Consider the following 23,478-nt stretch of genomic DNA (forward strand, 5'->3'; position numbering starts at 1 on the left):
GCATGGCGGGCCTTCTGCTTTGCACCCGTCCCCGGATCGCTATCCGGCCGAACCGCGCAGCAGTTCGGCGACGCGCCGGTCCTTGTGCTCCCACAGCTCGCCGATCCAGTTCTGGAAGCGCTGGCGGAAAGCCGGGTCGTTCTCGTAGTCGCCCGCATAGAGCTCGTGCGGGATGGTGAGCTGCCGCACCTCGACAATGACCTTGGGCACCCGGCCCGACATCAGCCCCCAGATGCCCTGCGCACCGCCGGGATAGACGATGGTGATGTCGAGCAGCGAATTCAGGCGCTCGCCGAAGGCGTTCATGGCGAAGGCAAAGCCGCCCGCCTTGGGCTTGAGCAGGTGCCGGTAGGGCGACTGCTGCTTGTCGTGCTTGGCCGGAGTGAAGCGGGTGCCTTCCAGGAAATTGAGCACCAGCACCGGCTGGTTGCGGAACTTGGCGCAGGCGCGCTTGGTGGTCTCCACGTCCTTGCCGCGCAGCTCCGGGTGCCTGGCCAGCTTCTCGGCGCTGTAGCGCTTCATGAAGGGATAGTCGAGCCCCCACCAGGCCAGGCCCAGCAGCGGCACCCAGATCAGTTCCTGCTTGATGAAGAACTTGAAGAACGGGGCGCGGTGGCCGAAGGTCTTCATCAGCACCACGATGTCGTTCCAGCTCTGGTGATTGGCACAGGCCAGGTACTGGCCGCGCGGATCGAGCTGCGCGTCGATGCGGATGTCCCACTCGGTCTTCATCAGGGCGCCGACCGCCCAGCTGTTCACGCCTGCCCAGTTCTGCGCCAGGGCGGCGGTCCAGCGCGACACGGCATCGCGCGGGGCGCCGGGCGGCGTGACCAGCTTGACCAGGATCAGCAGGTATACCGGCACCACCCAGAAGCAGGTGTTGATCAGCAGGAAGCTGAAGATGATGGCGCCGAGCAGCGGCGCGGGCAGGAACTGCAGCATCATTCCCCCTCGGGGCGGGTCGGCGCCGGCGGCGCGGGCGGCAGGGGCGGCAGCGCTCCGGCCTCGGGTGCGGGTGCGTCGTCGGATGCAGGCGCCGCGCTGGACGCAGGCGCGGGTTCAGCCGAAGCCGCCTTGGGAGGCGCCGCGGCGGCGGACTCGGGTGGCGCGGGTGGCAGTGGCACAGCCGGGGTTGGCGCAGGCGGCGGCGCGGGTGGAGGAGGCGCCGCCTTCCTGGCCAGTGGCTCCGGCAATTCCTCGTCCGTGCCGCGCGGGTGGGCGGAACGATGGATGTGCACGATCTTCCAGCCCAGGTCGGTGCGCCGCAGCACCAGGGTTTCGGTGTTGACCAGCGCCAGCTTCTGGTCGCCGAAATCACCGGTCACGGAACTCAGCGTCAGCACCCAGGCGACATTGCCGTCCTCCCAGGCATCGCGCCGCAGCACCTCGCGCTTCACCAGGCTGGCGAAGGTGATGTCGTTGGGCATGGAGCCCTCGGCGTAGGCGTCACGGCCGAGCTCGGTGAAACCCTGCTCGTAGATGCTGAGGTCCGCCGCCAGATGCTGGACCACGCCCTTGCGGTCGCCGCTGGCCAGCGCCGCATGGAAGGCATCCACCACCTCGGTCGGAACCAGGCCGGGCTGGCTGGACGGCGCCGGCGGCGCGGCGGCCGCCGGCAGCAGCACGGTGCCCAGCAGCCAGCCCCAGAGAGGGCGGAGCTTCATGGCGCCGCGGCGGCGCGACCCCGCAACCGGCCATCCTGGTCGACGATCTCGACCGTGGCGTAGCCTTCGCGCGGCAGGCTGACCAGCACGCAGGGCGTCGTGATCGCCTGCGTGGACACTTCGTCCGCCCCCGGCGCCACGAAAGTGCCGCGCAGGATCAGGGTGTCGCCGCGGCGGCCCGCCAGCCGGCTGACCGCCAGGCCGTAGCCGCCGCTGTTGCGCTCGCCCATCTCCACCAGCGCGAACGGCCCCTGCGGCAGGCGCGCGGTGTCGAACTCGACACCGCGCTGCTGCTGCCAGGCGGCAACAGCGGCGCCGTCCGGCATCAGGCTGACGCGCGTTTCGGGGCCCTGGCTGTTGCACTGGTAGGAACGTGCCACCTCGCTGACCTCGACCGAGCTCTCGCGCTGCATCCAGCCGGCGCAGGCGCTCAGCCCCAGGCTGAGCAGCAGGATTCCATGCTTCATAGACGCTTCCTTCATGACGGACCGCCTCCCGGAGGAGGCGGTATGGGATCTTCGGGCAGATGCCGGCCGGGCGATACGCTGTCGCGCCGGCGCGACCGGTCGCATCGCCGCCCGGCGGGATTGTGCGGTGCAATAGCGGGCCGGGCAAATCCCCCGTGCCCTCCCGCGGCGGCTGCGGGGCGAATCACGCTTCTTCCCCACCGGGCGCGGGGGTGCAAAGATGGCAGGATGAACAAGCCGATCCCCGAACATCGCCTGGAATTGCCGGAACTGCTCGAGGCCCTGGTGGCCGACGGGCTGGTCAAGCGTGAAGCCACCCGGGAACTGAACATCCGCCTGGCCAACAACCCGGATCCGCGGCATCCGCTGGCGGCCATCGCATCGGCGGAATGGGACAACCCGCAGGCGCCCGGACGCAAGCTGACCCTGGAGGTGCTGACGCAGTGGCTGGCCAAGCGCAGCGGCCTGCCCTACCTGCGCATCGACCCGCTGTCGATCGACGTGGGCAAGGTGACCTCGGTGGTGTCCTATGCCTTTGCGACGCGCGCCCGGATCCTGCCGGTGAAGGTCACCGCCGACGAGGTGGTGCTGGCCACCTGCGAACCCTACCTGCGCGAATGGGAGCGCGACCTGCAGCCCCATCTCAAGCAGCAGATCCGCCGCGTGCTGGCCAATCCGCTCGACGTCGAACGCTACCTGGTGGAGTTCTATGCGCTGGCGCGCTCGGTCAAGGCCAGCCAGAAGGAGAAGGCCAGCGGACCGGCGCTGGGGAGCGTGCAGAACCTGGAGCAGCTCACCCAGCTCGGCCGCAGCGGCAAGCTCACCGCGGACGATCACCACGTCGTTGCGATCGTCGACTGGCTGCTGCAGTACGCCTTCGAACAGCGCGCCAGCGATATCCATATCGAGCCGCGCCGCGACGCCACCAACGTGCGCTTCCGCATCGACGGCGTTCTGCACGACGTCTACCAGGTGCCGGCGGCAGTTGGCACCGCCGTGACCAGCCGCCTGAAGATCCTGGCGCGCATGGACGTGGCCGAGAAGCGCAAGCCGCAGGACGGGCGCATCAAGACGCGTTCGCCCGACGGCAAGGAGATCGAGCTGCGCGTGTCCTCGCTGCCCACCGCCTTCGGCGAGAAGCTGGTGCTGCGCATCTTCGATCCCGAGGTGCTGGTCAAGGATTTCGCCGAGCTGGGCTTCAGCGGCAACGACGGCGCGCGCTGGCAGGAGATGATCGACCAGCCGCACGGCATCATCCTGGTGACCGGCCCCACCGGCTCGGGCAAGACCACCACGCTGTACTCCACGCTGCGGCACCTGGCGACGCCCGAGGTCAACGTCTGCACCATCGAGGATCCGATCGAGCTGGTGGAGCCGCGCTTCAACCAGATGCAGGTGCAACCGGGCATCGACCTGACCTTTGCCTCCGGCGTGCGCGCGCTGATGCGCCAGGACCCGGACATCATCATGGTGGGCGAAATCCGCGACCTGGAAACCGCGGAGGTGGCGATCCAGGCCGCGCTCACCGGCCACCTGGTGCTGTCCACCCTGCATACCAACGACGCTCCCAGCGCCGTCACGCGCCTGCTCGACCTGGGCGTGCCGGCCTACCTGATCCGCTCGACCCTGCTCGGCGTAGTGGCCCAGCGCCTGCTGCGCAAGCTCTGCAAGCACTGCAAGAAGCCGGTGGAGCCCGATCCCGGCGCCTGGCAGGAACTGGTCGGCGGAACCCATATCGAGCCGCCGAAGCACGTGCATCACGCGGTCGGCTGCCTCGAATGCCGCGAGACGGGTTATCTCGGACGCACCGGCATCTACGAGATGCTGAGCATGACGCCCGCGCTCAAGGAGGCGATCCGCGACGATGCCGATCCGGTACACCTGCGCGATGCCGCGCTGCGCAGCGGCATGATGCCGCTGCGCATTGCCGGCAGCCAGAAGGTGTGGACCGGGCTCACCACGGTCGAGGAGGTCATCCGCACCACCCCGCCTGCCCCGCCCCGCCATCCGGAACAGGCGGTTCCCAGGGGGTCTTGAAATCGCGGCCGCGGGCCTCACCTTCCCAGGCAACGGCGACGGTCGCCGAACTGATCCGAGGAGGTTGTACATGAGCATTCTTCGCTATGAGCCCTGGGGCCTGCACCAGGCCCTGTTCCGCGAGTTCAGCCGCGCGGTAGACCGCGCTGCGCAGGACGATTCCAGCGGCGCCACCGCCGACTGGGCGCCCGCCGTCGACATCGAGGAGTACGCCGACAAGTTCGTGCTCACCGCGGATGTCCCCGGCGTCGATCCGGCGACGATCGAACTCACGCTGGAGAAAGGCGTGCTGACCCTCAGCGGCAACCGCGCCGCGGCCGCCGAGCCGGCCGGCGTCGAGCGCCGCCGCGTCGAACGCGCCACCGGACGCTTCCACCGCCGTTTCGCGCTGCCGGACACGGTCGATTCCGAAGCGGTCAGCGCCTCCAACCGCAACGGCGTGCTGGAGATCACCATCCCCAAGCGTCCTCAGGCGCAGGCGCGCAAGATCACGGTCACGCACTGAGGCGCCGCGCCAAGGCCGTGCACAGGCGGGGCGCTTCGGCGCCCCGCCTGCGTTGGGGCCGCCCGGCGGTCCTTGCATGCCCGGCCCCGCGCCTCCATTTATGATGGCGAACCCCTTATCCCTTTCCCGGTAACCGCAGTGGAATACAAGGACTACTACAAGATCCTGGGTGTCGCGCGTTCCGCCTCGGCGGACGAGATCAAGCGCGCCTACCGCAAGCTGGCTCGCGAGTACCACCCGGACAAGAACAAGTCCGCCGGCGCGGAGGACAAGTTCAAGGAGATCAACGAGGCCAACGAGGTCCTGAGCGACGCCGAGAAGCGCAAGGCCTACGACACCCTGGGCGCCAACTGGAAGAACGGCCAGCAGTTCACGCCGCCACCCGGCTGGGAATCCATGTTCGGTGCCGGCGGCGGCCGCGGGCCGCGCGGCGGCGCCCGCGGCGGTGCCGGCTTCGGCGGCGGCGGCAACTTCTCCGACTTCTTCTCGACGCTGTTCGGCGGCCAGATGGGCGGCATGGGCGGCGGCGGTTTCGGCGGCTTCGAGGACATGGGCGGCGGCTTCGGCGGCCCGCCCCAGCCCAGCCGCGCGAAGATCGCGATCTCGCTGGAGGACTCCTACGAGGGCGCGCAGAAGACCCTGTCGGTCAACGGCCGCACGCTGAGCGTGCGCATTCCCAAGGGCGTCACCGCAGGTCAGTCGATCCGCCTTTCCGGCCAGGGCAGCCAGGGCGGCGACCTGCTGCTGGAGATCGAATTCGCGCCGCACGAGCGCTTCAAGCTCGACGGCCGCAACGTCACCGTGCGCGTGAAGCTGGCGCCCTGGGAGGCGGCTCTGGGCGCCAGGGTGCCGGTGCCCACGCTGGGCGGCGCCGTGGAGCTGACCATCCCCGCCGGCACCCAGACCGGCCGCAAGCTGCGCCTGAAGGGCCGCGGCCTGCCCGGCCATCCGGCCGGCGACCAGATCGTGAGCCTGCAGATCGTGACGCCGCCGGCCGGTAACGAGGACGACAAGGCCTTCTACGAGGGCATGGCCAAACGGTTCGAGGGATTTGATCCGAGGGATGGCTGATCGCACTTTGCGCCATGCCTGAACGGCACGGCCTGCGATCCATCGCGAGCGGCCAGGGATGGCCGCCCGGAGGCTCGTTCGACTCGACCGAGGTCGCGCCATGGATGGCTTCCCTGCGCCGAATCCATCCTCTACAGGAATCCTCTCCACCGGCCTGCCTGCCACCAGAGGAGAGAGGAAAAGAAAAAGCCCCGTTTTCCTGCGGGGCTTTTTCGTTGCGGCAAGGCCGTCTTACTTGCCCTGGGCCTCGAGGTGATAGCGCGTCGCCACCTCGACCTCGTTCTTCGAGCCGAGGAACACCGGCACGCGCTGGTGCAGCGCGGTGGGCTGCACGTCGAGGATGCGCTGCAGGCCCGTGGTGGACGCGCCGCCGGCCTGCTCGACGATGAGGCTCATCGGGTTGGCCTCGTACATCAGGCGCAGCTTGCCCGGCTTGCTCGGGTCCTTGAGGTCCTTGGGGTAGATGAAGATGCCGCCACGGGTCAGGATGCGGTGCACGTCGGCCACCATGGAGGCGACCCAGCGCATGTTGAAGTCCTTGCCGCGCGGGCCGGTCTTGCCGTCCAGGAGTTCCTGGATGTACTTCTTCATCGGCGGTTCCCAGTGGCGCTGGTTGGACATGTTGATCGCGAACTCCTTGGTGTCCTCGGGGATCTTCATGTCCCGCTCGGTCATCAGGAAGCTGCCCATCTCGCGGTCCAGCGTGAACTCGTGCGTGCCGTTGCCGACGGTCAGCACCAGCAGCGTGCTCGGGCCGTAGACGGTGTAGCCGGCGGCCACCTGGGTGCTGCCCTTCTGCAGGTAGTGCTCGACTTCCGGGTCGGTGACGCCGTCCGGGCAGTGCAGCACCGAGAAGATGGTGCCGACGCTGATGTTGACGTCGATGTTGGAGGAGCCGTCGAGCGGATCGTAGAGCAGCAGGAAGTTGCCCTTGGGATAGACGTTGGGGATCTTGACCGGATCGTCCATTTCCTCCGAGGCGCAGCCGGCCAGATGGCCGCCCCACTCGTTGGCCTCCAGCAGGATCTCGTTGGACAGCACATCCAGCTTCTTCTGCGCTTCGCCCTGGATGTTGCCGGTGCCGGCGTCGCCCAGCACGCCGCCCAGGGCGCCCTTGCCGATGCTGTGGGAGATGCTCTTGCAAGCACGGGCGACCACCTCGATCAGCAGGCGCAGGTCGGCGTTGATGCGGCCGGCGCGCTGCTCCTCGATGAGGTAGCGGGTCAGGGAGATCGGTTTCATTCTGGACGGGGTCGGGAGGGATGAGGGGGCGCATTTTAGCGCGCCTGAAGGCATCATTCGCACATGAACCCCCGCAGCCCCGATGTCCTGATCCTCGGCGGGGGGGTGATCGGCCTGGTTTCGGCCCTGCGCCTGCTCCAGGCCGGCCGCAGCGTGACCATCCTGGAACGCAAGACCGTGGGCGCCGGCAGCTCGCACGGCAACTGCGGCACGATCACCCCCAGCCACGCCGCGCCCCTGGCGGCCCCCGGCGTCATCCAGCTGGCCCTGAAGTGGATGACCCAGGCCGACGCGCCCTTCTACGTCCGCCCGCGGGCCGACTGGCGCCTGCTGGGCTGGCTGACCCGCTTCGCCCGGCGCGCCAACGGCCGGGACTACCTGGCCGGCATGCATGCCAAGGCCTTGCTCCTGAACCGCTCGCGCGCCCTGCTGGAGCAGCTGGTGCGCGACGAGGGGCTGGACTGCGAGTTCGCCACCGGCGGCACCATGTACGTGTTCCGCGACCCGCAGGCGATGGAACTGGCCAATCCCCTGCTCCAGCCCCTGCTGGCCGAGGGCGTGGAGGCCCGGATCGTCGATGGCGCCGGCGCCCGGACCCTGGAACCGGCCCTGAACGACAGCATCGTCGGTGGACACTATTTCGCCAACGACGCCCATCTGCGGCCGGAACGGTACGTCGACGAACTGGCGCGCCGCGTACGGGAGCTGGGCGGCGTCATCCTGGAGAACGAGGAGATCACCGGGTTCGAGCGCGAGGGCGAGCGCATCGGCGCCGTGATCACCGCCGCGGGCCAGCGCCATGCCGGCCGCGAGGTGCTGATGGCCCTGGGCGCCTGGACCCCGCTGATGGGCCGCCAGCTACGGCTGGACCTGCCGATCCAGCCGGGCAAGGGCTATTCGATCACCATGGAGAACCCCAAGGCCTGGCCGCGCCTGCCGCTGGTGCTCAAGGAGCGCGGGGTCTGCGTGACCGGCTGGGAGAGCGGTTACCGCCTGGGCAGCACCATGGAATTCTCGGGCTATGACGACTCGCTCAACCGTACCCGCCTGGACGCCCTGCGCCGCGCCGCCGGGGAGTACCTGCGCGAACCCCTCGGGAAGCAGGTCCGCGAGGAGTGGTTCGGCTGGCGCCCGATGGTCTATGACGACCTGCCCCTGATCGGCCGCGCGCCGCGCTGGGACAACCTGTGGCTGGCCACCGGCCATGGCATGCTCGGCGTGACGATGTCGGCCGTGACCGGCGAACTGATCAGCCAGCTCATCACCGGCACCTCGCCCAGCATCGACCCGAGGATCGTCGCCCCCGACCGCTTTGCCTGAGGAAGGCCATGGACCGCATCAATCCGGACTACACCGCCGCGCTGTACGAGATGGTCAATGGCGCGGCGTTCCCGAAGCACATCGCCTTCCGCCTGGCGGAGATCGGCTTCGACACCTGCCGCATCGACCTGGACGTGCTGCCGCAGCACTTCCAGCCCTTCGGTATCGTCCATGGCGGCGTGCTGGCGACGCTGATCGACACCGCCACGTTCTGGGCCGGCTTCATGCGCCTGCCGGCCGATGCCGGCTTGGTGAACGTGGACCTCAAGCTCAACTACCTGAAGCCCGCCGTGGGTGGCCTGCTGAAGGCCGAGGGCCGCTGCATCCGGCCGGGGCGGCAACTCAGCTATACCGAAGCCTACGTGCGCGACGAAAAGGGCGAGATCCTGGCCCATGGCACGTCCACGCTGATGGCCCTGCCCGGCAAGGGCCTGAAGATCGCGGCGCCGAAGTTCCTCTAGCCGCCGATCCGCGGCAGCAGTGCCGTCCACACCTCGACGTGCTCCTGCGCGTGCTGCGCCGACGGCAGGCCATCGTGCGTCAGTGTCAGGCGCGTGCCCTGCCCCTGCGGCTGCAGGTCCAGCGTGACAATGGACTCGCGCTGGTCGGTGCCCGGGGAAATCCAGGTGAACATCAGGCGGCTGGGGCGATCGATCTCCAGATAGGCTCCGCGCAGCGGCACTTCGTCTCCGGCGCACTTCAGGCGGATCTCGAAAGCGCCGCCGACACGCCGGTCGATCTCGACGCCGCTCGGCGGCTCCGCTTCCATGCGCAGCCATTGCGACAGCGCCTCCGGCCTGAGCCAGGAATCGAAGACTTCGCCCAGCGGCAGGACATAGTCCTGGCTGACGCTGACACTGTGAAGGACCGGTCGCTGCATGCTGCCTCCTCCTCTGCGCCGTCTGCTGCGGCTGGCAGGCATTCAAGCAATTCCGGACGGCAGAAACAACAAGGCCCCGTTTCCGGGGCCTTGTCGATACGACTTGCTTCGGTGGGGGACCGCCCGCCCTTCGATCCTTCGACAAGCTCAGGACTTCAGGACGAACGGTCTTCCGGCCGCAGGGGACTTCCTTAGAAATCGCCCATGCCGCCCATGCCACCCATGCCGCCGCCGGCCGGCATCGCCGGTTCGGCCTTCTGCGGCAGCTCGGCGATCATGGCTTCGGTGGTCAGCAGCAGGCCGGCGACCGAGGCGGCGTTCTGGAGGGCCAGACGCGTGACCTTGGCCGGGTCGATGATGCCCATCTCGATCATGTCGCCGTACTCGCCGTTGCCGGCGTTGTAGCCGAAGGCGCCCTTGCCTTCCGCGACCTTGTTCAGGATCACGGAAGATTCTTCGCCGGCGTTCTTCACGATCTGGCGCAGGGGCTCCTGGATGGCGCGGCGCAGGATGCCGATGCCGACCGTCTGGTCGTCGTTGGCGCCCTTGAGCTTCTCCAGGACCTTGGCGGCGCGGACCAGCATGACGCCGCCGCCGGCGACGATGCCTTCCTCGACGGCCGCACGGGTGGCGTGCAGCGCGTCTTCGACGCGGGCCTTCTTTTCCTTCATCTCGACTTCGGTCGCGGCGCCGACCTTGATGACGGCCACGCCGCCGGACAGCTTGGCCAGGCGCTCCTGCAGCTTCTCACGGTCGTAGTCGCTGGTGGCGGCGTCGACCTGGGCGCGGATCTCCTTGATGCGGGCGGCGATCGCTTCCTTCTTGCCGGCGCCGTCGATGACGGTGCTGTTTTCCTTCTCGATCTGGACGCGCTTGGCGGTGCCCAGGTCGTTCAGGGTGGCCTTCTCGAGCGACAGACCCAGTTCCTCGGTGATGACGGTGCCGCCGGTCAGGATGGCGATGTCCTTCAGCATTTCCTTGCGGCGGTCGCCGAAGCCCGGGGCCTTGACGGCGGAAACCTTGAGGATGCCGCGCAGGTTGTTCACGACCAGGGTGGCCAGGGCCTCGCCCTCGACGTCCTCGGCGATGATCAGCAGCGGGCGGCCCTGCTTGGCGACGCCTTCCAGCACCGGCAGCAGCTCGCGGATGTTGGAGATCTTCTTGTCGGTGATCAGGATCAGCGGGCTGTCCAGCTCGCACTGCTGCGACTGGGCATTGTTGATGAAGTACGGCGACAGGTAGCCGCGGTCGAACTGCATGCCCTCGACCACGTCGAGCTCGTTGGCCAGGGACTTGCCCTCTTCAACGGTGATAACGCCTTCCTTGCCGACCTTGTCCATCGCGTCGGCGATGATCTTGCCGATCTCTTCGTCGGCGTTGGCGGACACGGTGCCGACCTGGGCGATGGCCGTGCGGTCCTTGCAGGGGGTAGCGTGCTTCTTGATCTCGGCGGTGACGGCGGCGACGGCCTGGTCGATGCCGCGCTTGATGTCCATCGGGTCGATGCCGGCGGTGACCGACTTCAGGCCTTCGTTGACGATGGCCTGGGCCAGCACGGTGGCGGTGGTGGTGCCGTCGCCGGCTTCGTCGGAGGTCTTGGAAGCGACTTCCTTGACCAGCTGGGCGCCCATGTTCTCGAACTTGTCCTTCAGCTCGATTTCCTTGGCGACGGAGACGCCGTCCTTGGTGACGGTGGGGGCGCCGAAGCTCTTGTCGAGCACGACGTTGCGGCCCTTGGGGCCCAGGGTGACCTTGACGGCGTTGGCGAGCACGTTGACGCCGGCGACCATGCGCGAGCGGGCGTCGTCACCGAACTTGACTTCTTTAGCAGCCATTGTGAAATCCTCTCTAGATTCTGTTGCTTGGGCGCGGTTTCTTAAGCGACGACGGCGAGGATGTCATCCTCGCGCAGGACCACCAGGTCCTGGCCGTCGACCTTGACCTCGGTGCCCGAGTACTTGCCGATCAGGACGGTGTCGCCCTTCTTGACCTCGGGGGCGTGCACCTTGCCGTCGTCGGTGCGCTTGCCCGGACCCACGGCGATGACTTCAGCCTTCAGCGGCTTCTCGGCGGCGGCGTCGGGGATGATGATGCCACCGGCGGACTTCTTCTCCTCTTCCAGACGCTTGACGATCACGCGATCAGCCAACGGACGCAGACTCATGGTAAAGCTCCCATTTTCAAGGGGTTAATGACGAAATTTACAAGTGCCGCAGGGCTTTTTGGGACGCCGCTGTTAGCACTCGCCATGCGAGGCTGCTAATTCTTGGGGACCGGCCCGCCGGATTCAAGGGGGACAGGTGATTATCTTTTCGGGAATCAGCGCAGCAGGGCGGCGCCCGAGGGGTCCTCGCCCCGCGCCACCTGCTCGAAGCAGGCGATCTTCTGCGGCCGGCCGCCCAATGCATCGCAGTAGTCCAGCGCCTCGACGGCGCTCAAAGGCTCCCGCAAGGCCGCTGCCTCGCCGGCCGCCGCCGCGGATCGTGCCAGGGCGTCACCGCCGCAGCCGGCCAGCAGGCTCAATGCAGGCATTCCGACAAGCAGGGCGGCAAGGATGGATCGCATGGTGGGCTCCCCGGGGATCGCCATTTCCCACCACGGATCGTTCCAGCCCTCCGACTCAGGCAAATCGTTGTTTTTATTGAAAGCTGTCCGCTGCCATCCCGGCGAGTCGCATGCCTGGCGCCCGCCGGCTCGGTGAAAATGCAGGACCGCGCGTTTCCGGCAACGGCGCCCCGGCCATGGGAGCCGCTCCGCGGAGGCTCGGAGATCTCCTACTCGTCGAGCGTGAAGCCGACCTTGACGGTGACCTGCCAATGGCCGATCTCGCCCTGGTCGATATGGCCGCGGACCTCGCCGACCTCGAACCATTTGAGATTGTGCAGGGTCTTGGCGGCCCGCCGCACGGCATGGCGCACGGCATCCTCGACGCTGGTTTCGGACGAACCGACGAGCTCGGTGGTCTTGTAGACGTGGTTCTTCGACATGGCAGCCTCCGCATGGCGGAGACCGGCCCCGCCGGTGGTGCATCGGCCTGTGACCGTAGCACCGGCGCCGCCGGCCGGCAAAGCCTCAGCGCGGCGAAGCCAGCCCGCCGACGGGAATCTGCAGGCGGCGGTAGCCGTCCGCCAGTTGCCACAGCGGCGCGATCAGGAACAGGCGCAGGTGCTGCAGCAGTGTGGGCTGCTGCTGCTCGCGGCGATGCCCGAGCCACTGCGCGCAGAGGGATGAGCCGAACATCAGCGCGGCCAGCACGAACAGCGGCCCGGGACCGCCGACGGCCGATTCCAGCAGCAGGGCGCCCGAGTACATGAAGGCGAAGACCATCAGCATGCCCAGGGCCAGCTGCCAGGACAGGCAGAGGTAGAAGGCCAGCCATCCGAGCAGCGCCAGGCTGGCCGGATTCCACAGGGCGTCACCCACCGGAATGGCGCGGAAGACGCAGCACAGCGCGAAAACGGTAGCCGGAATGCAGAGCCCGTGGATGGCCCGGTTGTGCGCATCGGCATGATGCTCGTTATATTCGAGCAGCCAGCTCCTGAGTCCCCTCATCCCCAACCCCCGGCGGACGACCCGTGCTTGCGGGTCAATACGATCCAGTATGCTTCCGTTGTAGGATTATACCGATAGTAAATCGCCCCCCGCCTCCCGGAACAGTTGTCAGGAAGATGACGAAAAGCATACCGAACGACACCATCGACCCGGTGGACCGGGTGATTTCGCGCCTGTATCGCTGGGCCATGGCCGTTCCCCCGGGGCAGTACCGCAATTGGGCCCTGGAGCAGGTGGGGCGGGTCATCCCGCATGACGGCGCTCTCTGGGGCAGCGGTTCGCGCAGCACGCTGAAGTTCCATACGGTGACGCTGCAGAACCTGCCCAAGGACTATCCCGCGGCCCTGGAGGCGACCACGGCGGTCAACCCCATCCTGCCGCACCTGCTGGAACAGCTCGACGTGCCCGCCGACATGTCGGAGATGATGGCGGACGAGCGCTTCTACAATTCCGAGATCTATCGCCGCACCTTCCAGCCCTTCGGCATCGAGCGCATCCTGTCGATGTCGCACCTGGACCGCCGCAGCGGCATCTATTCCCTGGTCTCGCTGTATCGCAGCGACCGCAACAAACCGTTCACGGAGCTGGAAAAGCAGCAGCACAAGCGGATCGCCTTCCATCTGTTCAACGCAGCCTCGCACGCCTACTTCCTGCACCTGCTCAAGACCCAGCCCGAGCGGCCGATGGGCGCCGGTGCCGCGGTGATCGACCAGCACGGCAACTTCCAGGAAACCCAGCCGCGTTTCCTGGAGATGCTCGACGAGCGCTTCCCCAACCGCCAGCCCCAGCAGCTGCCGTTCAAGCTGCCGGACCCCGGCCAGACGGTGGCCTTCCAGGACCTGATGGTGCGGAGCGAGCCGCTCAACGACCTGGCGCTCATCACGATCTGGCCGGCCGGCCCGCTGGACCGCCTGACCGGGCGCGAGCGCGAGATCGTCTACTGCGTGGCGCAAGGCCTGTCGTTCAAGCAGGCGGCCAAGAAGATCGGCGTGGCGCCGTCCACCGTGGCCAACCACCTGTACCGCGTCTACCGCAAGCTGGGGGTCTTCAGCCGCACCGAACTGGCTTCCCTGGTCTACCCGGGCTCGGACAAGCCGTAGCGAAGAACCGGCATGGGGCAGTGTTAGACTCCGGCCCCATGAAAATCCTGACCGCTACCGACCTCAAGGCCCGGCTCGACGCCGCGCCCCTGACCGTTCTCGACGTGCGTACCGATGAGGAGCTGGCCATCGCCTCGCTTCCCGGAGCCCGCCACATCTCCATGCAGGAGCTTCCGGCCCGCCTGGGAGAGCTCAACCCGGCCGAGCCGGTGGCGGTGATCTGCCACCATGGCGTGCGCTCGGAAATGGCGGCGCGATTCCTCGAACGCAACGGCTTCACCGAGGTCTACTCGGTCGGCGGGGGCATCGATGCCTGGTCGCTGGACGTGGACGGCTCCGTCCCCCGCTACTGACCCTCGGTCAACCGATCGGCACCGGCCGCGTTGACTCCCTGGAAACCACCCACAAGATTCGTCGCCCCATGCGCCTGAACGCCCTGCTGCTGAGCACCGCGCTCCTCCTCCCCTGCGCGGCGCAGGCCAACGAACTGCTCAAGATCTACGACCTGGCCCTGCAGAACGATGCCACCTGGCGTGCCGCCGAGCACGCCCGCGACGCCTCCCTGGAAGCCAAGCCGCAGGCCCGCGCGCTGCTGCTGCCGCAGATCGCAGGCAGCGCGCAGCGCGGGCGCCAGCTCAGCGAGGTGGAGACCGACCCCTCCGCCGGTCCGACCGTCACCACCAAGAGCGACGACGATCCCTGGTCCTACGGGCTGAGCCTGAGCCAGCCGGTCTTCGACTGGAGCGCGATCCAGTCGCTGCGCCAGGCCGATGAGCAGGTGGCGCTGGCCGAGACGACCTATCGCAGCGTGGGCCAGGACCTGCTGCTGCGCGTCGCCCAGGCCTATTTCAACGTGCTGGCCGCCGCCGATACGCTCAGCTCCGCCAAGGACGAGAACAAGGCCGTGGCACGCCAGCTGGAACTGGCCCAGGCCCGCTTCGAGGTCGGCCTGTCCGCCATCACCGAGGTCCAGGAAGCCCAGGCCCGCTACGACCTGACCAATGCCACCGTGATCCAGTCGCAGCAGGCGCTGAACACGGCGCAGTCGGCGCTGGCGGAGATCACCGGCCAGCCCTATGCCCCGCAGGCGCGCCTGGTGGACGAGCTGCCGCTGGCTCCGCCCCTGCCCGCCGACATCGAGGCCTGGGTAAAGATCGCTCGCGAGGGCAATCTCGACGTGCTGTCGGCCCGGCTGGCGGCGGATATCGCCGACACCGGCATCCGCATCGCCCGAGCCGGCCACCTGCCCACGGTGGACCTCAACGGCAGCCACAACGTCAGCGGCAGCTCGATCAATGCCGACGGCGGCGGCACGGGGGACCGCGAGACCACCTCGGACCGCCTCACCCTGCAGCTGACCCTGCCGGTCTTCTCCGGCCTGGCCACGCAGTCGCGCGTGCGGCAGGCCACCAGCACGCGCGAACAGCGCCGCGCCGAGTACGAGGGTGCCCAGCGCCTCGCCGAACGCCAGACCCGCGACGCCTATCTGGGCGTGCTCAGCGGCAGCGCCCGGGTCACGGCGCTGAAGCAGGCGGTGGTGTCGAGCGTCACCGCCCTGGACGCCGCCCGCAGCGGCCAGGAAGTGGGCACCCGCACCTTCATCGATGTGCTGAATGCCCAGCAGCAGCTCTCGGCCGCGCAGCGCGACTACTACCGCTCGCGCTACGACTATCTGCTGGCCGGCCTGCTGCTGCGGCAGGCGGCGGGCAACCTCGCCCAGGCCGACCTGGAAGCGGTGGACCGGCTGCTGACGGCGCCCTGAGCCCTCGCTTAGAACCAAAAGCCCGCTTCGGCGGGCTTTTTTAGACCTCTTATATTCAATCTGGAAATATAATACTTCATTAATATTCTTTTACTGACTGACGAGGCCTCGGCAAGATGCGCCCACTTTCCACAACGCATCAATTGGGGTTTGCAGACAATGAAGAAGGGAATCAAGCAGGCCGGCGTCGCGACGCTGGCCGTCATCGCCTCCACGGGCATCGCCCGCGCCGCTGACGCCCCGTCGGTGGAAGAACTGGATCAGCGCATCAAGGTGCTGGAGCGCCAGCTGGAACTGCAGGCCGAAGACGCCGCGACCAAGGCCAAGGACGCGACCACGGCCTCCGCCAGCGACAAGGGCTTCTCGCTGAAGAAGGGCGACTACGAACTGAAGATCAAGGGCCTGGTGCAGGCCGACCTGCGCTATTTCCTGGACGACTTCAACCCCACCCGGAAGGCTGCTCCGGTCGAATCCGACCGCTTCAACGACACCATCCTGTTCCGCCGCATCCGCCCCACCTTCGAAGGCAGCCTGGGCAAGCTGGTGGGCTTCCGCCTGACCCCGGAATTCGCCGGCGATAGCGCCACCATCGTCGACGCCTACCTGGACGCCAAGTTCGACCCGGCCTACACGCTGCGCGTCGGCAAGGTGAAGGGTCCGGTGGCGCTGGAGCGCCTGCAGAGCGGCGGCAGCACCAATTTCATCGAGCGCGGCTTCCCGACCGAGCTGGCGCCGAATCGCGACCTGGGCGTGCAGCTGCAGGGTGATCTGTTCAACTCCACGCTGAACTACACCCTGGGCTACTACAACGGCACGGCCGACGGCCGCGACGCGACCTCGTCGGACGGCGACAGCCGCAAGGAAATCGGCGCCCGCCTGTTCGCCGAGCCGTTCAAGAACAGCCCCGGCATCCTGCAGGGCCTCGGCTTCGGCATCGGCTCCACCTTCGGCTCCAAGGAGCAGGGCGAAGCCAACTCCGGCGTCGCGGCCACCACCAACAACTTCCTGCCGCGCTACCGCACCCCCGGCCAGAACGTGTTCTTCCAGTACAACACCGCGCGCGCCGCCGCTGCGGCCGCGATCGGCCACACCGGCATCTATGCCGACGGCGACCACGTCCGCATTTCGCCGCAGGTGTACTGGTACTACAACAACCTCGGCCTGATCGCCGAGTACATCCGCTCCGAGCAGGAAGTGTCCGCGGGCGTGCTGGCCGCAGGCGCTGCTGCGAGCACCCGCGCGACCTCGACCGTCACCGAGAGCTTCACCAACGACGCCTGGCAGGTCTCCGCCAGCTGGGTGATCACGGGCGAAGATGCCAGCTTCCGCGGCGTGGCCAAGCCCAAGAACGCCTATACGCCCGGCGGCCCGGGCTGGGGCGCCTTCGAGCTGGCGGCCCGCTACGGCGAACTGGACATCGACGACGACGTCTTCAACGCCATCCCGGGCACGGCCGGCGGCGCGGCCAATTCCTTCGCCAATCCCAACAGCGCCGCCAGCGAAGCCAAGAGCTACGGCGTCGGCGTGAACTGGTACCTGACCTCCAACCTGAAGACGCAGCTGAACTACACCAACACCAGCTTCGAGGGCGGCGCGGCGGGCGGCCAGGACCGCGAGGACGAGAAGACCATCTTCGCCCGCTTCCAGGTCGCGTTCTAAGCCCTCTCCTCATCGGACAGACATCACATGAAACTCAAAGCCATCATCGCGGCGGCCGCTCTTGCGGCCCCGCTCTTCGCCCACGCGGCCAGCATCGAGCTGCTCAACGTTTCCTACGACCCGACCCGCGAGCTCTACAAGGAGATCAACGCGAAGTTCGCCGAGCAGTGGAAGGCCAAGAACGGCGACACGGTGACGATCAAGCAGTCGCACGGCGGTTCGGGCAAGCAGGCCCGCGCCATCATCGACGGCCTGGAAGCGGACGTGGCGACCCTGGCCCTGGCCGGCGACACGGACTCCGTGGCCAAGAACGCCAAGCTGATCCCGGCGGACTGGCAGAAGCGCCTGCCGAACAACAGCTCGCCCTACACCTCCACGATCGTCTTCCTGGTGCGCAAGGGCAACCCGAAGAAGATCAAGGACTGGAACGACCTGGTGAAGCCGGGCGTGTCGGTCATCACGCCCAACCCGAAGACCTCGGGCGGCGCACGCTGGAACTACCTGGCGGCCTACGCCTATGCGCTGAAGAACAACGGCAACAGCGACGCCAAGGCCCAGGAGTTCGTCAAGGGCCTTTTCAAGAACGCCCCGGTGCTGGATACCGGCGCCCGCGGCTCGACCACGACCTTCGTGCAGCGCGGCATCGGCGACGTCCTGCTGGCCTGGGAGAACGAGGCCTTCCTGTCGATCGAGGAGTTCGGCACGGACAAGTTCGAGATCGTGGTGCCCTCGCTGTCGATCCTGGCCGAACCGGCCGTGACGGTGGTCGACAAGATCGCCGACAAGCACGGCACCCGCAAGGTGGCCGAGGCCTACCTGAACTTCCTCTACACCGACGAAGGCCAGCAGATCATCGGCAAGAACCACTACCGCCCGAGCAACCCGGCCGTGGCCGCGAAGTTCGCCAGCAAGTACCCGAAGCTGAACCTGGTCACCATCGCCGACTTCGGCGGCTGGGCCAAGGCGCAGCAGGTGCACTTCGCCGACGGCGGCATCTTCGACCAGATCTACCAGAAGTAACCGGCTCCAGATGGCTTCGCTCATGCGTTGCAATGCCTGCCGGTCCACCCATCGGCACGCGACCACCGACGCACCACCCCTCTCCCGGTGAGTGAAGTCTTTCGGGGCGCGTGAGCGCCCCGTTCTTTTTTGCAGCACACGAGCGATTTTTCTCCCCCCACGCCCGAACAAGGAGTTCCCATGTCCACCATCGCAGCGGTCAATACCCGCAACCAGTTCCGCGGCAAGGTCGTCGGCGTCAAGCGCAGCCCGGTGGTCTCGGAAGTCGAGATCGAAACCGGCGCCGGCATCGTCAGCGCCATCGTCACCTCGTCCTCGCTGGAAGTGCTGGACCTCAAGCTGGGCGATCCCGTGATCGCCCTGTTCAAGGCCACCGAGGTGCTGATCGCCGCGGTTTCCAACGACTGAAAGCCACGCCGCCGCCTGGAGCCGCCATCCCATGTGCCTGATCGTCCACAAGCCTGCCGGCCAGCCGATTCCGGAAGAGCTGATCCGTGCCGCGCTGGAACTGAACCGCGACGGCTGGGGGGCAATGGGCTTCGACGGCCGGGGGCAGTTGCTGCTGGAGCGCCAGCTGGAGCCGGACGCCGCCGCCATCCTGGCCTTCGAGCGGCGCCACCGCGACCATGAGTACGTGCTGCACCTGCGTCGGCGCACCAAGGGTGGCGGAGGGCTCGACAATGTCCATCCCTTCCGCGTGGTCCCCGGCGTCTACCTGATGCACAACGGCACGCTGCCGCTGGAACCGAAGCAGGCGGGGCGCTCCGACACCTGGCACCTGGTGGCGGAGATCCTGCGCCCGCTGGCGCTGCGGCACGAGGCTCTGCTGTCGGACCCTGCCTTCCTGCAGTTGCTGGAGTTGGGGCTGAAGGCCGAGAACAAGCTGGCGCTGCTGCACGAGGCTTCAAGGGAGATCGTGCTGGTGAACTGGCAGCACGGGGCGGAGCTGGACGGGCTCTGGCTGAGCAGCACCCGGTGGATCGACCGCCAGCGCTTCCCGCTGGCCCATGCACCGCAACCCCAGGAACGCGTCTACTCTACGCGCGACCTGAACTTTCTTTGAGACACAGGGAGTTTTCCAATGAAGAAGAAACTGCTGCACACGCTGGCCGCCGCCGCGGCGGTGCTGGCGGCCTCGGCCGCCCAGGCCGACGCCACGCTGCTCAACGTGTCCTATGACGTCGCCCGCGGCGTCTACAAGGATCTCAACCCGGCCTTCGCCGAGGCCTGGAAGAAGAAGACCGGCGAGACGCTGAAGCTGGACCAGTCGCATGGCGGCTCCTCCAAGCAGGCGCGCGCCGTCATCGACGGGCTGGAGGCGGACATCGTCTCCATGAACAGCCCGCTGGACATCGATGCCATCGCCAAGGCCGGCCTGATATCCCCCGACTGGCAGAAGCGCCTGCCCTATGCCAGCAGCCCCTCCTGGTCCACGATCCTGTTCCTGGTGCGCAAGGGCAACCCCAAGGGCATCAAGGACTGGAACGACTTGGTGAAGCCGGGCGTCAAGCTGATCATCCCCAACCCCAAGACCTCGGGCAACGGCCGCTACAGCTACCTGGCGGCCTGGCAATACGCCCTGCGCCAGCCCGGAGGCAACGAGGCCAAGGCCAGGGACTTCGTCACGGCGCTGTTCCGCAACGTGCCGGTCCTGGATACCGGCGGCCGCGGCGCCACCACCACCTTCGCCCAGCGCAGCATCGGCGACGTGCTGCTGACCTTCGAGAACGAGGTGAAGCTGATCCAGCAGGAATTCGGTGCGGACAAGTACGAGATCGTGACGCCGTCGCTGTCCGTGCGCGCCGACAACCCGGTGTCGATCGTCGACAAGTACGCCGCCAAGCACGGCAACAAGGCCCGGGCCCAGGCCTGGCTGGACTTCCAGTTCAGCGAAGCCGGCCAGGAGATCTTCGCCGCCAACGACCTGCGCCCCTCAGACGAAAAAGTTCTAAGCAAACACTCTAACCGGTTCCCGAAGCTGCAACTATTCTCCGTGACCGAAGCTTTCGGCGGCTGGCCCCAGGCCCAGAAGATCCATTTTGCCGACGGCGGACTCTTCGACCAGATCTACCAGGCCCGCTGATATTTCAATGACTTCCGCTGCACCTACTACCCGAGCGCGGGCGCTACGCCCGCGCTCGGCCATTCCGGGGTTCGGGCTGACGCTCGGCTTCACCCTGCTCTACCTCAGCCTGATCGTCCTGATCCCGCTGGCCGGGGTCTTCCTGAAGTCCGCCAGCCTGGGCTGGGAGGGCATCTGGCACGTGGTCAGTTCGCCCCGCGTGGTGGCGGCGCTCAAGCTGAGCTTCGGCGCGGCCCTGATCGGTGCCGGCATCAATGCCGTGTTCGGCACCCTGGTGGCCTGGGTCTTCGTACGCTACCAGTTCCCCGGCAAGCGCTTCTTCGACGCCGCCATCGACCTGCCCTTCGCCCTGCCCACCGCGGTGGCCGGCATCGCGCTGACGGCGCTCTACGCTCCCAACGGCTGGATCGGCCAGTACCTGGAACCGCTGGGCATCAAGGTGGCCTATTCGCCGCTGGGCGTGATCGTGGCCTGCACCTTCATCAGCCTGCCGTTCGTGGTGCGCACGGTGCAGCCGGTGCTGGAAGAAGCCGAGAAAGAACTGGAAGAGGCCGCCGCCTCGCTCGGCGCCAACCGCTGGCAGACCATCACCCGCGTGATCCTGCCGACAGTGCTGCCGGCGCTGATCACCGGCTTCACGCTGGCCTTCGCCCGCGCCGTGGGCGAGTACGGCTCGATCATCTTCATCGCCGGCAACCTGCCGATGGTAAGCGAGATCGCGCCCCTGCTGATCATCATCAAGCTGGAGGAGTTCGACTACGCCGGCGCCACCGCGGTCGCGGCGGCCATGCTGGTGCTGTCCTTCCTGCTGCTGCTGGTCATCAACGGCCTGCAGATCTGGACCCGCAGCCGGAGAAACCGCAAGTGAGCCCGGCCATCGACCATTCCCTGCAGGACCCGCCGCAGCTGCCGCGCGAACCGCTGATCGAGAAGAACGCCGTCATCACCGAGGCCCCCTGGGTCCGCCGGACGCTGACGGCCGTGGCCCTCCTGTTCCTCTGCGGCTTCCTGCTGCTGCCGCTGGTGGCGGTGTTCGTGGAGGCGCTGCGCAACGGCGTCGAGACCTACTTCGAGGCCCTGAAGGACCCGGACGCCCTGGCGGCGATCGAGCTGACGCTGATCGCGGCCGCCATCGCCGTGCCGCTGAACCTGGTCTTCGGCGTGTCCGCGGCCTGGGCGATCACCAAGTTCGAGTTCCGCGGCAAGTCACTGCTGGTGTCGCTGATCGACCTGCCGTTCTCGGTCTCGCCCGTGGTGGCCGGCCTGATCTACGTGCTGATCTTCGGCTCCCATGGCTGGGCCGGCCCCTGGCTGAGCGAGCACGGCATCAAGGTGCTGTTCTCCACGCCGGGCATCGTGCTGGCCACGGTGTTCGTGACCTTCCCCTTCATCGCCCGCGAGCTGATCCCGCTGATGACGGAACAGGGCACGGACGACGAGCAGGCGGCGCTGTCGCTGGGCGCCACCGGTTGGCAGACCTTCTGGCGCGTGACCCTGCCCAACATCAAGTGGGGCCTGCTCTACGGCGTGCTGCTGTGCAATGCCCGCGCGATGGGCGAGTTCGGCGCGGTCAGCGTGGTGTCCGGCCATATCCGCGGCCAGACCAACACCATGCCGCTGCACGTCGAGATCCTCTACAACGAGTACCAGTTCTCCGCCGCCTTCGCCGTGGCCTCGCTGCTGGCCATGCTGGCCCTGCTGACGCTGGGCATCAAGAGCTGGCTGGAATGGCGGCATAGCGATGAACTGTCGGCCACGCGCCGGCACTGAGCAGAAAAATCATGAATATCCAGATCCGCGGCATCCACAAGGCCTTCGCCAGCTTCCCTGCGCTGGACGGCGTCAACCTCGACATCGAGTCCGGCGAGCTGATCGCGCTGCTCGGCCCTTCCGGCTCCGGCAAGACCACGCTGCTGCGCACCATCGCCGGCCTGGAGTTCCCGGACGCCGGCGAGATTTCCTTCGGCGGCGAGAACATCGCCAGCCGTCCGGTGCGCGAGCGCGGCGTCGGCTTCGTGTTCCAGCACTACGCCCTGTTCAAGCACATGACGGTGGCCGACAACATCGCCTTCGGCCTGAACGTGCGCAAGGGCTCGGCGCGTCCGTCCAAGGAAGCCATCCAGCAGCGCGTGCACGAGCTGCTGGACCTGGTGCAGCTGTCCGGCCTGGACAAGCGCTACCCCTCGCAGCTCTCGGGCGGCCAGCGCCAGCGCGTGGCCCTGGCCCGCGCCTTGGCGATCGACCCCAAGGTGCTGCTGCTGGACGAACCCTTCGGCGCGCTCGACGCCAAGGTGCGCAAGGACCTGCGCCGCTGGCTGCGCGAACTGCACGACAAGACCGGCTACACCACGATCTTCGTCACCCATGACCAGGAAGAAGCCCTGGAACTGGCCGACCGCGTGGTGGTGATGAACCGCGGCCGCATCGAGCAGGTGGGCAACAACCAGCAGGTCTACGAACAGCCGGCGACCCCCTTCGTGTTCGACTTCCTCGGCAGCGTCAATATCCTGCCCGGCGAGGTGAAGGACCGGCAGCTGCGCTTCGACGGCAGCGACGACGTCTGGGACAGCGAGAGCAAGGAGAGCGGCCTGGTCGATATCTACGTGCGCCCGCACGACCTGCAGATCGTCGATGCCGCAGCTCCCGGCCTGGATGCCACGGTGACCCTGGTGCAGCGCGCCGGCGCCCTGATCCGCATCAGCGCGGCCCTGGCCACCAGCGGCGAGCGCATCGAGCTGGAGCTCTCGCATCTGGACACCCTGGCGCGCAGCCGCCAGCCGGGCGACGCGATCCGCGTGGCGCCGATCACCTTCGGCCTGTTCCCGCGTGCGCCGCACCGCCGCCCGACGACGCTGCCGGACGTGGTGCCGAATGCGCCGGCCGAGAACCGCGAGCGGGCGAGGAACTAAAACCCGAGCCGCGTGGGTCAATTCACCGCGCTTTGGCGATACCTGAACGGCATCGCCCGCGGCGAATCACGGGCGGCCACGGAGGGCCGCCCAGGGACCAGAGCAGGAAACGAAGCCCCGCCATGGAGGGTCCCCTGCTCCCTCATGCCTGGTGGCTGCGGGAAACTCCCAGCGACACCCCGGAGGAGTGAAGGCATCGCGCACCTC

The 23,478-nt window shown here is 67.6% G+C and carries 26 protein-coding genes; 16 read left to right on the plus strand and 10 right to left on the minus strand.

Going from position 1 to position 23,478, the window contains the following annotated elements; all coding sequences use genetic code 11:
• Positions 1–39: 39 nt before the first annotated feature.
• The 3 genes from yihG to C3942_RS00375 are packed head-to-tail and all read right to left on the minus strand — an operon-like array spanning position 40 to position 2,131.
• Positions 40–942 (minus strand): 1-acylglycerol-3-phosphate O-acyltransferase, YihG family, encoded by a 903-nt coding sequence (gene yihG / locus C3942_RS00365; RefSeq protein ID WP_104228353.1) that lies wholly within the window; start codon positions 940–942, stop codon positions 40–42.
• Positions 942–1,664 carry a nuclear transport factor 2 family protein gene (locus tag C3942_RS00370; RefSeq protein ID WP_104228354.1) on the minus strand — a complete coding sequence of 241 codons (723 nt, stop codon included), beginning with the start codon at positions 1,662–1,664 and terminating at the stop codon, positions 942–944. The genes yihG and C3942_RS00370 overlap by 1 nt, the downstream gene beginning before the upstream one ends.
• The gene (locus C3942_RS00375; RefSeq protein WP_165797258.1) at positions 1,661–2,131 is read right to left on the minus strand and encodes a protease complex subunit PrcB family protein; all 471 of its coding nucleotides are present in this window, start codon (positions 2,129–2,131) and stop codon (positions 1,661–1,663) included. The genes C3942_RS00370 and C3942_RS00375 overlap by 4 nt, the downstream gene beginning before the upstream one ends.
• 228 nt (positions 2,132–2,359) lie before the next feature.
• Between C3942_RS00375 and tfpB the strand changes: the two genes are divergently transcribed.
• The 3 genes from tfpB (at position 2,360) to C3942_RS22800 (ending at position 5,744) form a co-directional block, all read left to right on the plus strand.
• A complete protein-coding gene (tfpB, locus tag C3942_RS00380) occupies positions 2,360–4,168 on the plus strand; it encodes a type IV pilus assembly ATPase TfpB (protein WP_104228355.1) in 1,809 nt (602 codons plus the stop codon).
• A gap of 70 nt (positions 4,169–4,238) precedes the next feature.
• A complete protein-coding gene (locus C3942_RS00385) occupies positions 4,239–4,673 on the plus strand; it encodes an Hsp20/alpha crystallin family protein (RefSeq protein ID WP_104228356.1) in 435 nt (144 codons plus the stop codon).
• Between the two features lie 138 nt (positions 4,674–4,811).
• Positions 4,812–5,744, plus strand: coding sequence for a DnaJ C-terminal domain-containing protein (locus C3942_RS22800; RefSeq protein ID WP_104228357.1), 933 nt, complete (start codon positions 4,812–4,814; stop codon positions 5,742–5,744).
• 231 nt (positions 5,745–5,975) lie between these two features.
• Here C3942_RS22800 and C3942_RS00395 read toward each other — a convergent pair whose 3' ends face one another.
• A complete protein-coding gene (locus tag C3942_RS00395; protein ID WP_104228358.1) occupies positions 5,976–6,986 on the minus strand; it encodes a class 1 fructose-bisphosphatase in 1,011 nt (336 codons plus the stop codon).
• A gap of 63 nt (positions 6,987–7,049) precedes the next feature.
• Between C3942_RS00395 and C3942_RS00400 the strand changes: the two genes are divergently transcribed.
• A complete protein-coding gene (locus tag C3942_RS00400; RefSeq protein ID WP_104228359.1) occupies positions 7,050–8,306 on the plus strand; it encodes an NAD(P)/FAD-dependent oxidoreductase in 1,257 nt (418 codons plus the stop codon).
• Between the two features lie 8 nt (positions 8,307–8,314).
• Complete coding sequence (locus tag C3942_RS00405) at positions 8,315–8,767, plus strand: PaaI family thioesterase (RefSeq protein ID WP_104228360.1); 453 nt, start codon at positions 8,315–8,317, stop codon at positions 8,765–8,767.
• On the opposite strand, the gene C3942_RS00410 is transcribed toward C3942_RS00405, so the two are convergent.
• From C3942_RS00410 to C3942_RS00435, 6 genes are all read right to left on the minus strand, one after another.
• Entirely contained in the window at positions 8,764–9,186 is a 423-nt protein-coding gene (locus C3942_RS00410) for an SRPBCC family protein (RefSeq protein ID WP_165797259.1), read from the minus strand. The two genes, C3942_RS00405 and C3942_RS00410, sit on opposite strands and share 4 nt — an antisense overlap.
• A gap of 191 nt (positions 9,187–9,377) precedes the next feature.
• The gene (gene groL, locus C3942_RS00415) at positions 9,378–11,021 is read right to left on the minus strand and encodes a chaperonin GroEL (protein WP_104228362.1); all 1,644 of its coding nucleotides are present in this window, start codon (positions 11,019–11,021) and stop codon (positions 9,378–9,380) included.
• A gap of 41 nt (positions 11,022–11,062) precedes the next feature.
• Complete coding sequence (gene groES / locus C3942_RS00420) at positions 11,063–11,350, minus strand: co-chaperone GroES (RefSeq protein WP_104228363.1); 288 nt, start codon at positions 11,348–11,350, stop codon at positions 11,063–11,065.
• A gap of 155 nt (positions 11,351–11,505) precedes the next feature.
• Positions 11,506–11,751, minus strand: a complete 246-nt coding sequence (locus C3942_RS00425; protein ID WP_133164197.1) for a hypothetical protein — start codon at positions 11,749–11,751, stop codon at positions 11,506–11,508.
• A gap of 209 nt (positions 11,752–11,960) precedes the next feature.
• Positions 11,961–12,173 carry a dodecin gene (locus tag C3942_RS00430; RefSeq protein WP_104228365.1) on the minus strand — a complete coding sequence of 71 codons (213 nt, stop codon included), beginning with the start codon at positions 12,171–12,173 and terminating at the stop codon, positions 11,961–11,963.
• Between the two features lie 85 nt (positions 12,174–12,258).
• Positions 12,259–12,738, minus strand: coding sequence for an Mpo1 family 2-hydroxy fatty acid dioxygenase (locus C3942_RS00435; protein ID WP_104228366.1), 480 nt, complete (start codon positions 12,736–12,738; stop codon positions 12,259–12,261).
• Positions 12,739–12,854: 116 nt separating this feature from the next.
• Here C3942_RS00435 and C3942_RS00440 point away from each other — a divergent pair, with 116 nt between their 5' ends.
• The 11 genes from C3942_RS00440 to C3942_RS00490 all read left to right on the plus strand — a co-directional run bounded on the left by C3942_RS00440 (position 12,855) and on the right by C3942_RS00490 (position 23,271).
• A complete protein-coding gene (locus tag C3942_RS00440; protein WP_104228367.1) occupies positions 12,855–13,838 on the plus strand; it encodes a response regulator transcription factor in 984 nt (327 codons plus the stop codon).
• Positions 13,839–13,876: 38 nt separating this feature from the next.
• Positions 13,877–14,191, plus strand: coding sequence for a rhodanese-like domain-containing protein (locus C3942_RS00445; RefSeq protein ID WP_104228368.1), 315 nt, complete (start codon positions 13,877–13,879; stop codon positions 14,189–14,191).
• A gap of 68 nt (positions 14,192–14,259) precedes the next feature.
• A complete protein-coding gene (locus C3942_RS00450) occupies positions 14,260–15,600 on the plus strand; it encodes a TolC family outer membrane protein (protein WP_104228369.1) in 1,341 nt (446 codons plus the stop codon).
• A gap of 159 nt (positions 15,601–15,759) precedes the next feature.
• Positions 15,760–17,259, plus strand: a complete 1,500-nt coding sequence (locus tag C3942_RS00455; protein ID WP_104228370.1) for an OprO/OprP family phosphate-selective porin — start codon at positions 15,760–15,762, stop codon at positions 17,257–17,259.
• 27 nt (positions 17,260–17,286) lie between these two features.
• Entirely contained in the window at positions 17,287–18,279 is a 993-nt protein-coding gene (locus C3942_RS00460; RefSeq protein ID WP_104228371.1) for a sulfate ABC transporter substrate-binding protein, read from the plus strand.
• Positions 18,280–18,459: 180 nt separating this feature from the next.
• Positions 18,460–18,687, plus strand: a complete 228-nt coding sequence (locus tag C3942_RS00465) for a TOBE domain-containing protein (RefSeq protein WP_104228372.1) — start codon at positions 18,460–18,462, stop codon at positions 18,685–18,687.
• Positions 18,688–18,718: 31 nt separating this feature from the next.
• The gene (locus tag C3942_RS00470; protein WP_104228373.1) at positions 18,719–19,342 is read left to right on the plus strand and encodes a class II glutamine amidotransferase; all 624 of its coding nucleotides are present in this window, start codon (positions 18,719–18,721) and stop codon (positions 19,340–19,342) included.
• An 18-nt stretch (positions 19,343–19,360) separates the two neighbouring features.
• Positions 19,361–20,362, plus strand: coding sequence for a sulfate ABC transporter substrate-binding protein (locus C3942_RS00475; protein WP_104228374.1), 1,002 nt, complete (start codon positions 19,361–19,363; stop codon positions 20,360–20,362).
• A 7-nt stretch (positions 20,363–20,369) separates the two neighbouring features.
• Positions 20,370–21,230 carry a sulfate ABC transporter permease subunit CysT gene (gene cysT / locus C3942_RS00480; protein WP_207765924.1) on the plus strand — a complete coding sequence of 287 codons (861 nt, stop codon included), beginning with the start codon at positions 20,370–20,372 and terminating at the stop codon, positions 21,228–21,230.
• A 38-nt stretch (positions 21,231–21,268) separates the two neighbouring features.
• Complete coding sequence (cysW, locus tag C3942_RS00485; protein WP_104228975.1) at positions 21,269–22,132, plus strand: sulfate ABC transporter permease subunit CysW; 864 nt, start codon at positions 21,269–21,271, stop codon at positions 22,130–22,132.
• A gap of 11 nt (positions 22,133–22,143) precedes the next feature.
• A complete protein-coding gene (locus tag C3942_RS00490; protein WP_104228375.1) occupies positions 22,144–23,271 on the plus strand; it encodes a sulfate/molybdate ABC transporter ATP-binding protein in 1,128 nt (375 codons plus the stop codon).
• Positions 23,272–23,478: the final 207 nt, after the last annotated feature.

It is taken from the genome of Solimonas fluminis (assembly GCF_002930645.1).
GTDB lineage: Bacteria > Pseudomonadota > Gammaproteobacteria > Nevskiales > Nevskiaceae > Solimonas_A > Solimonas_A fluminis.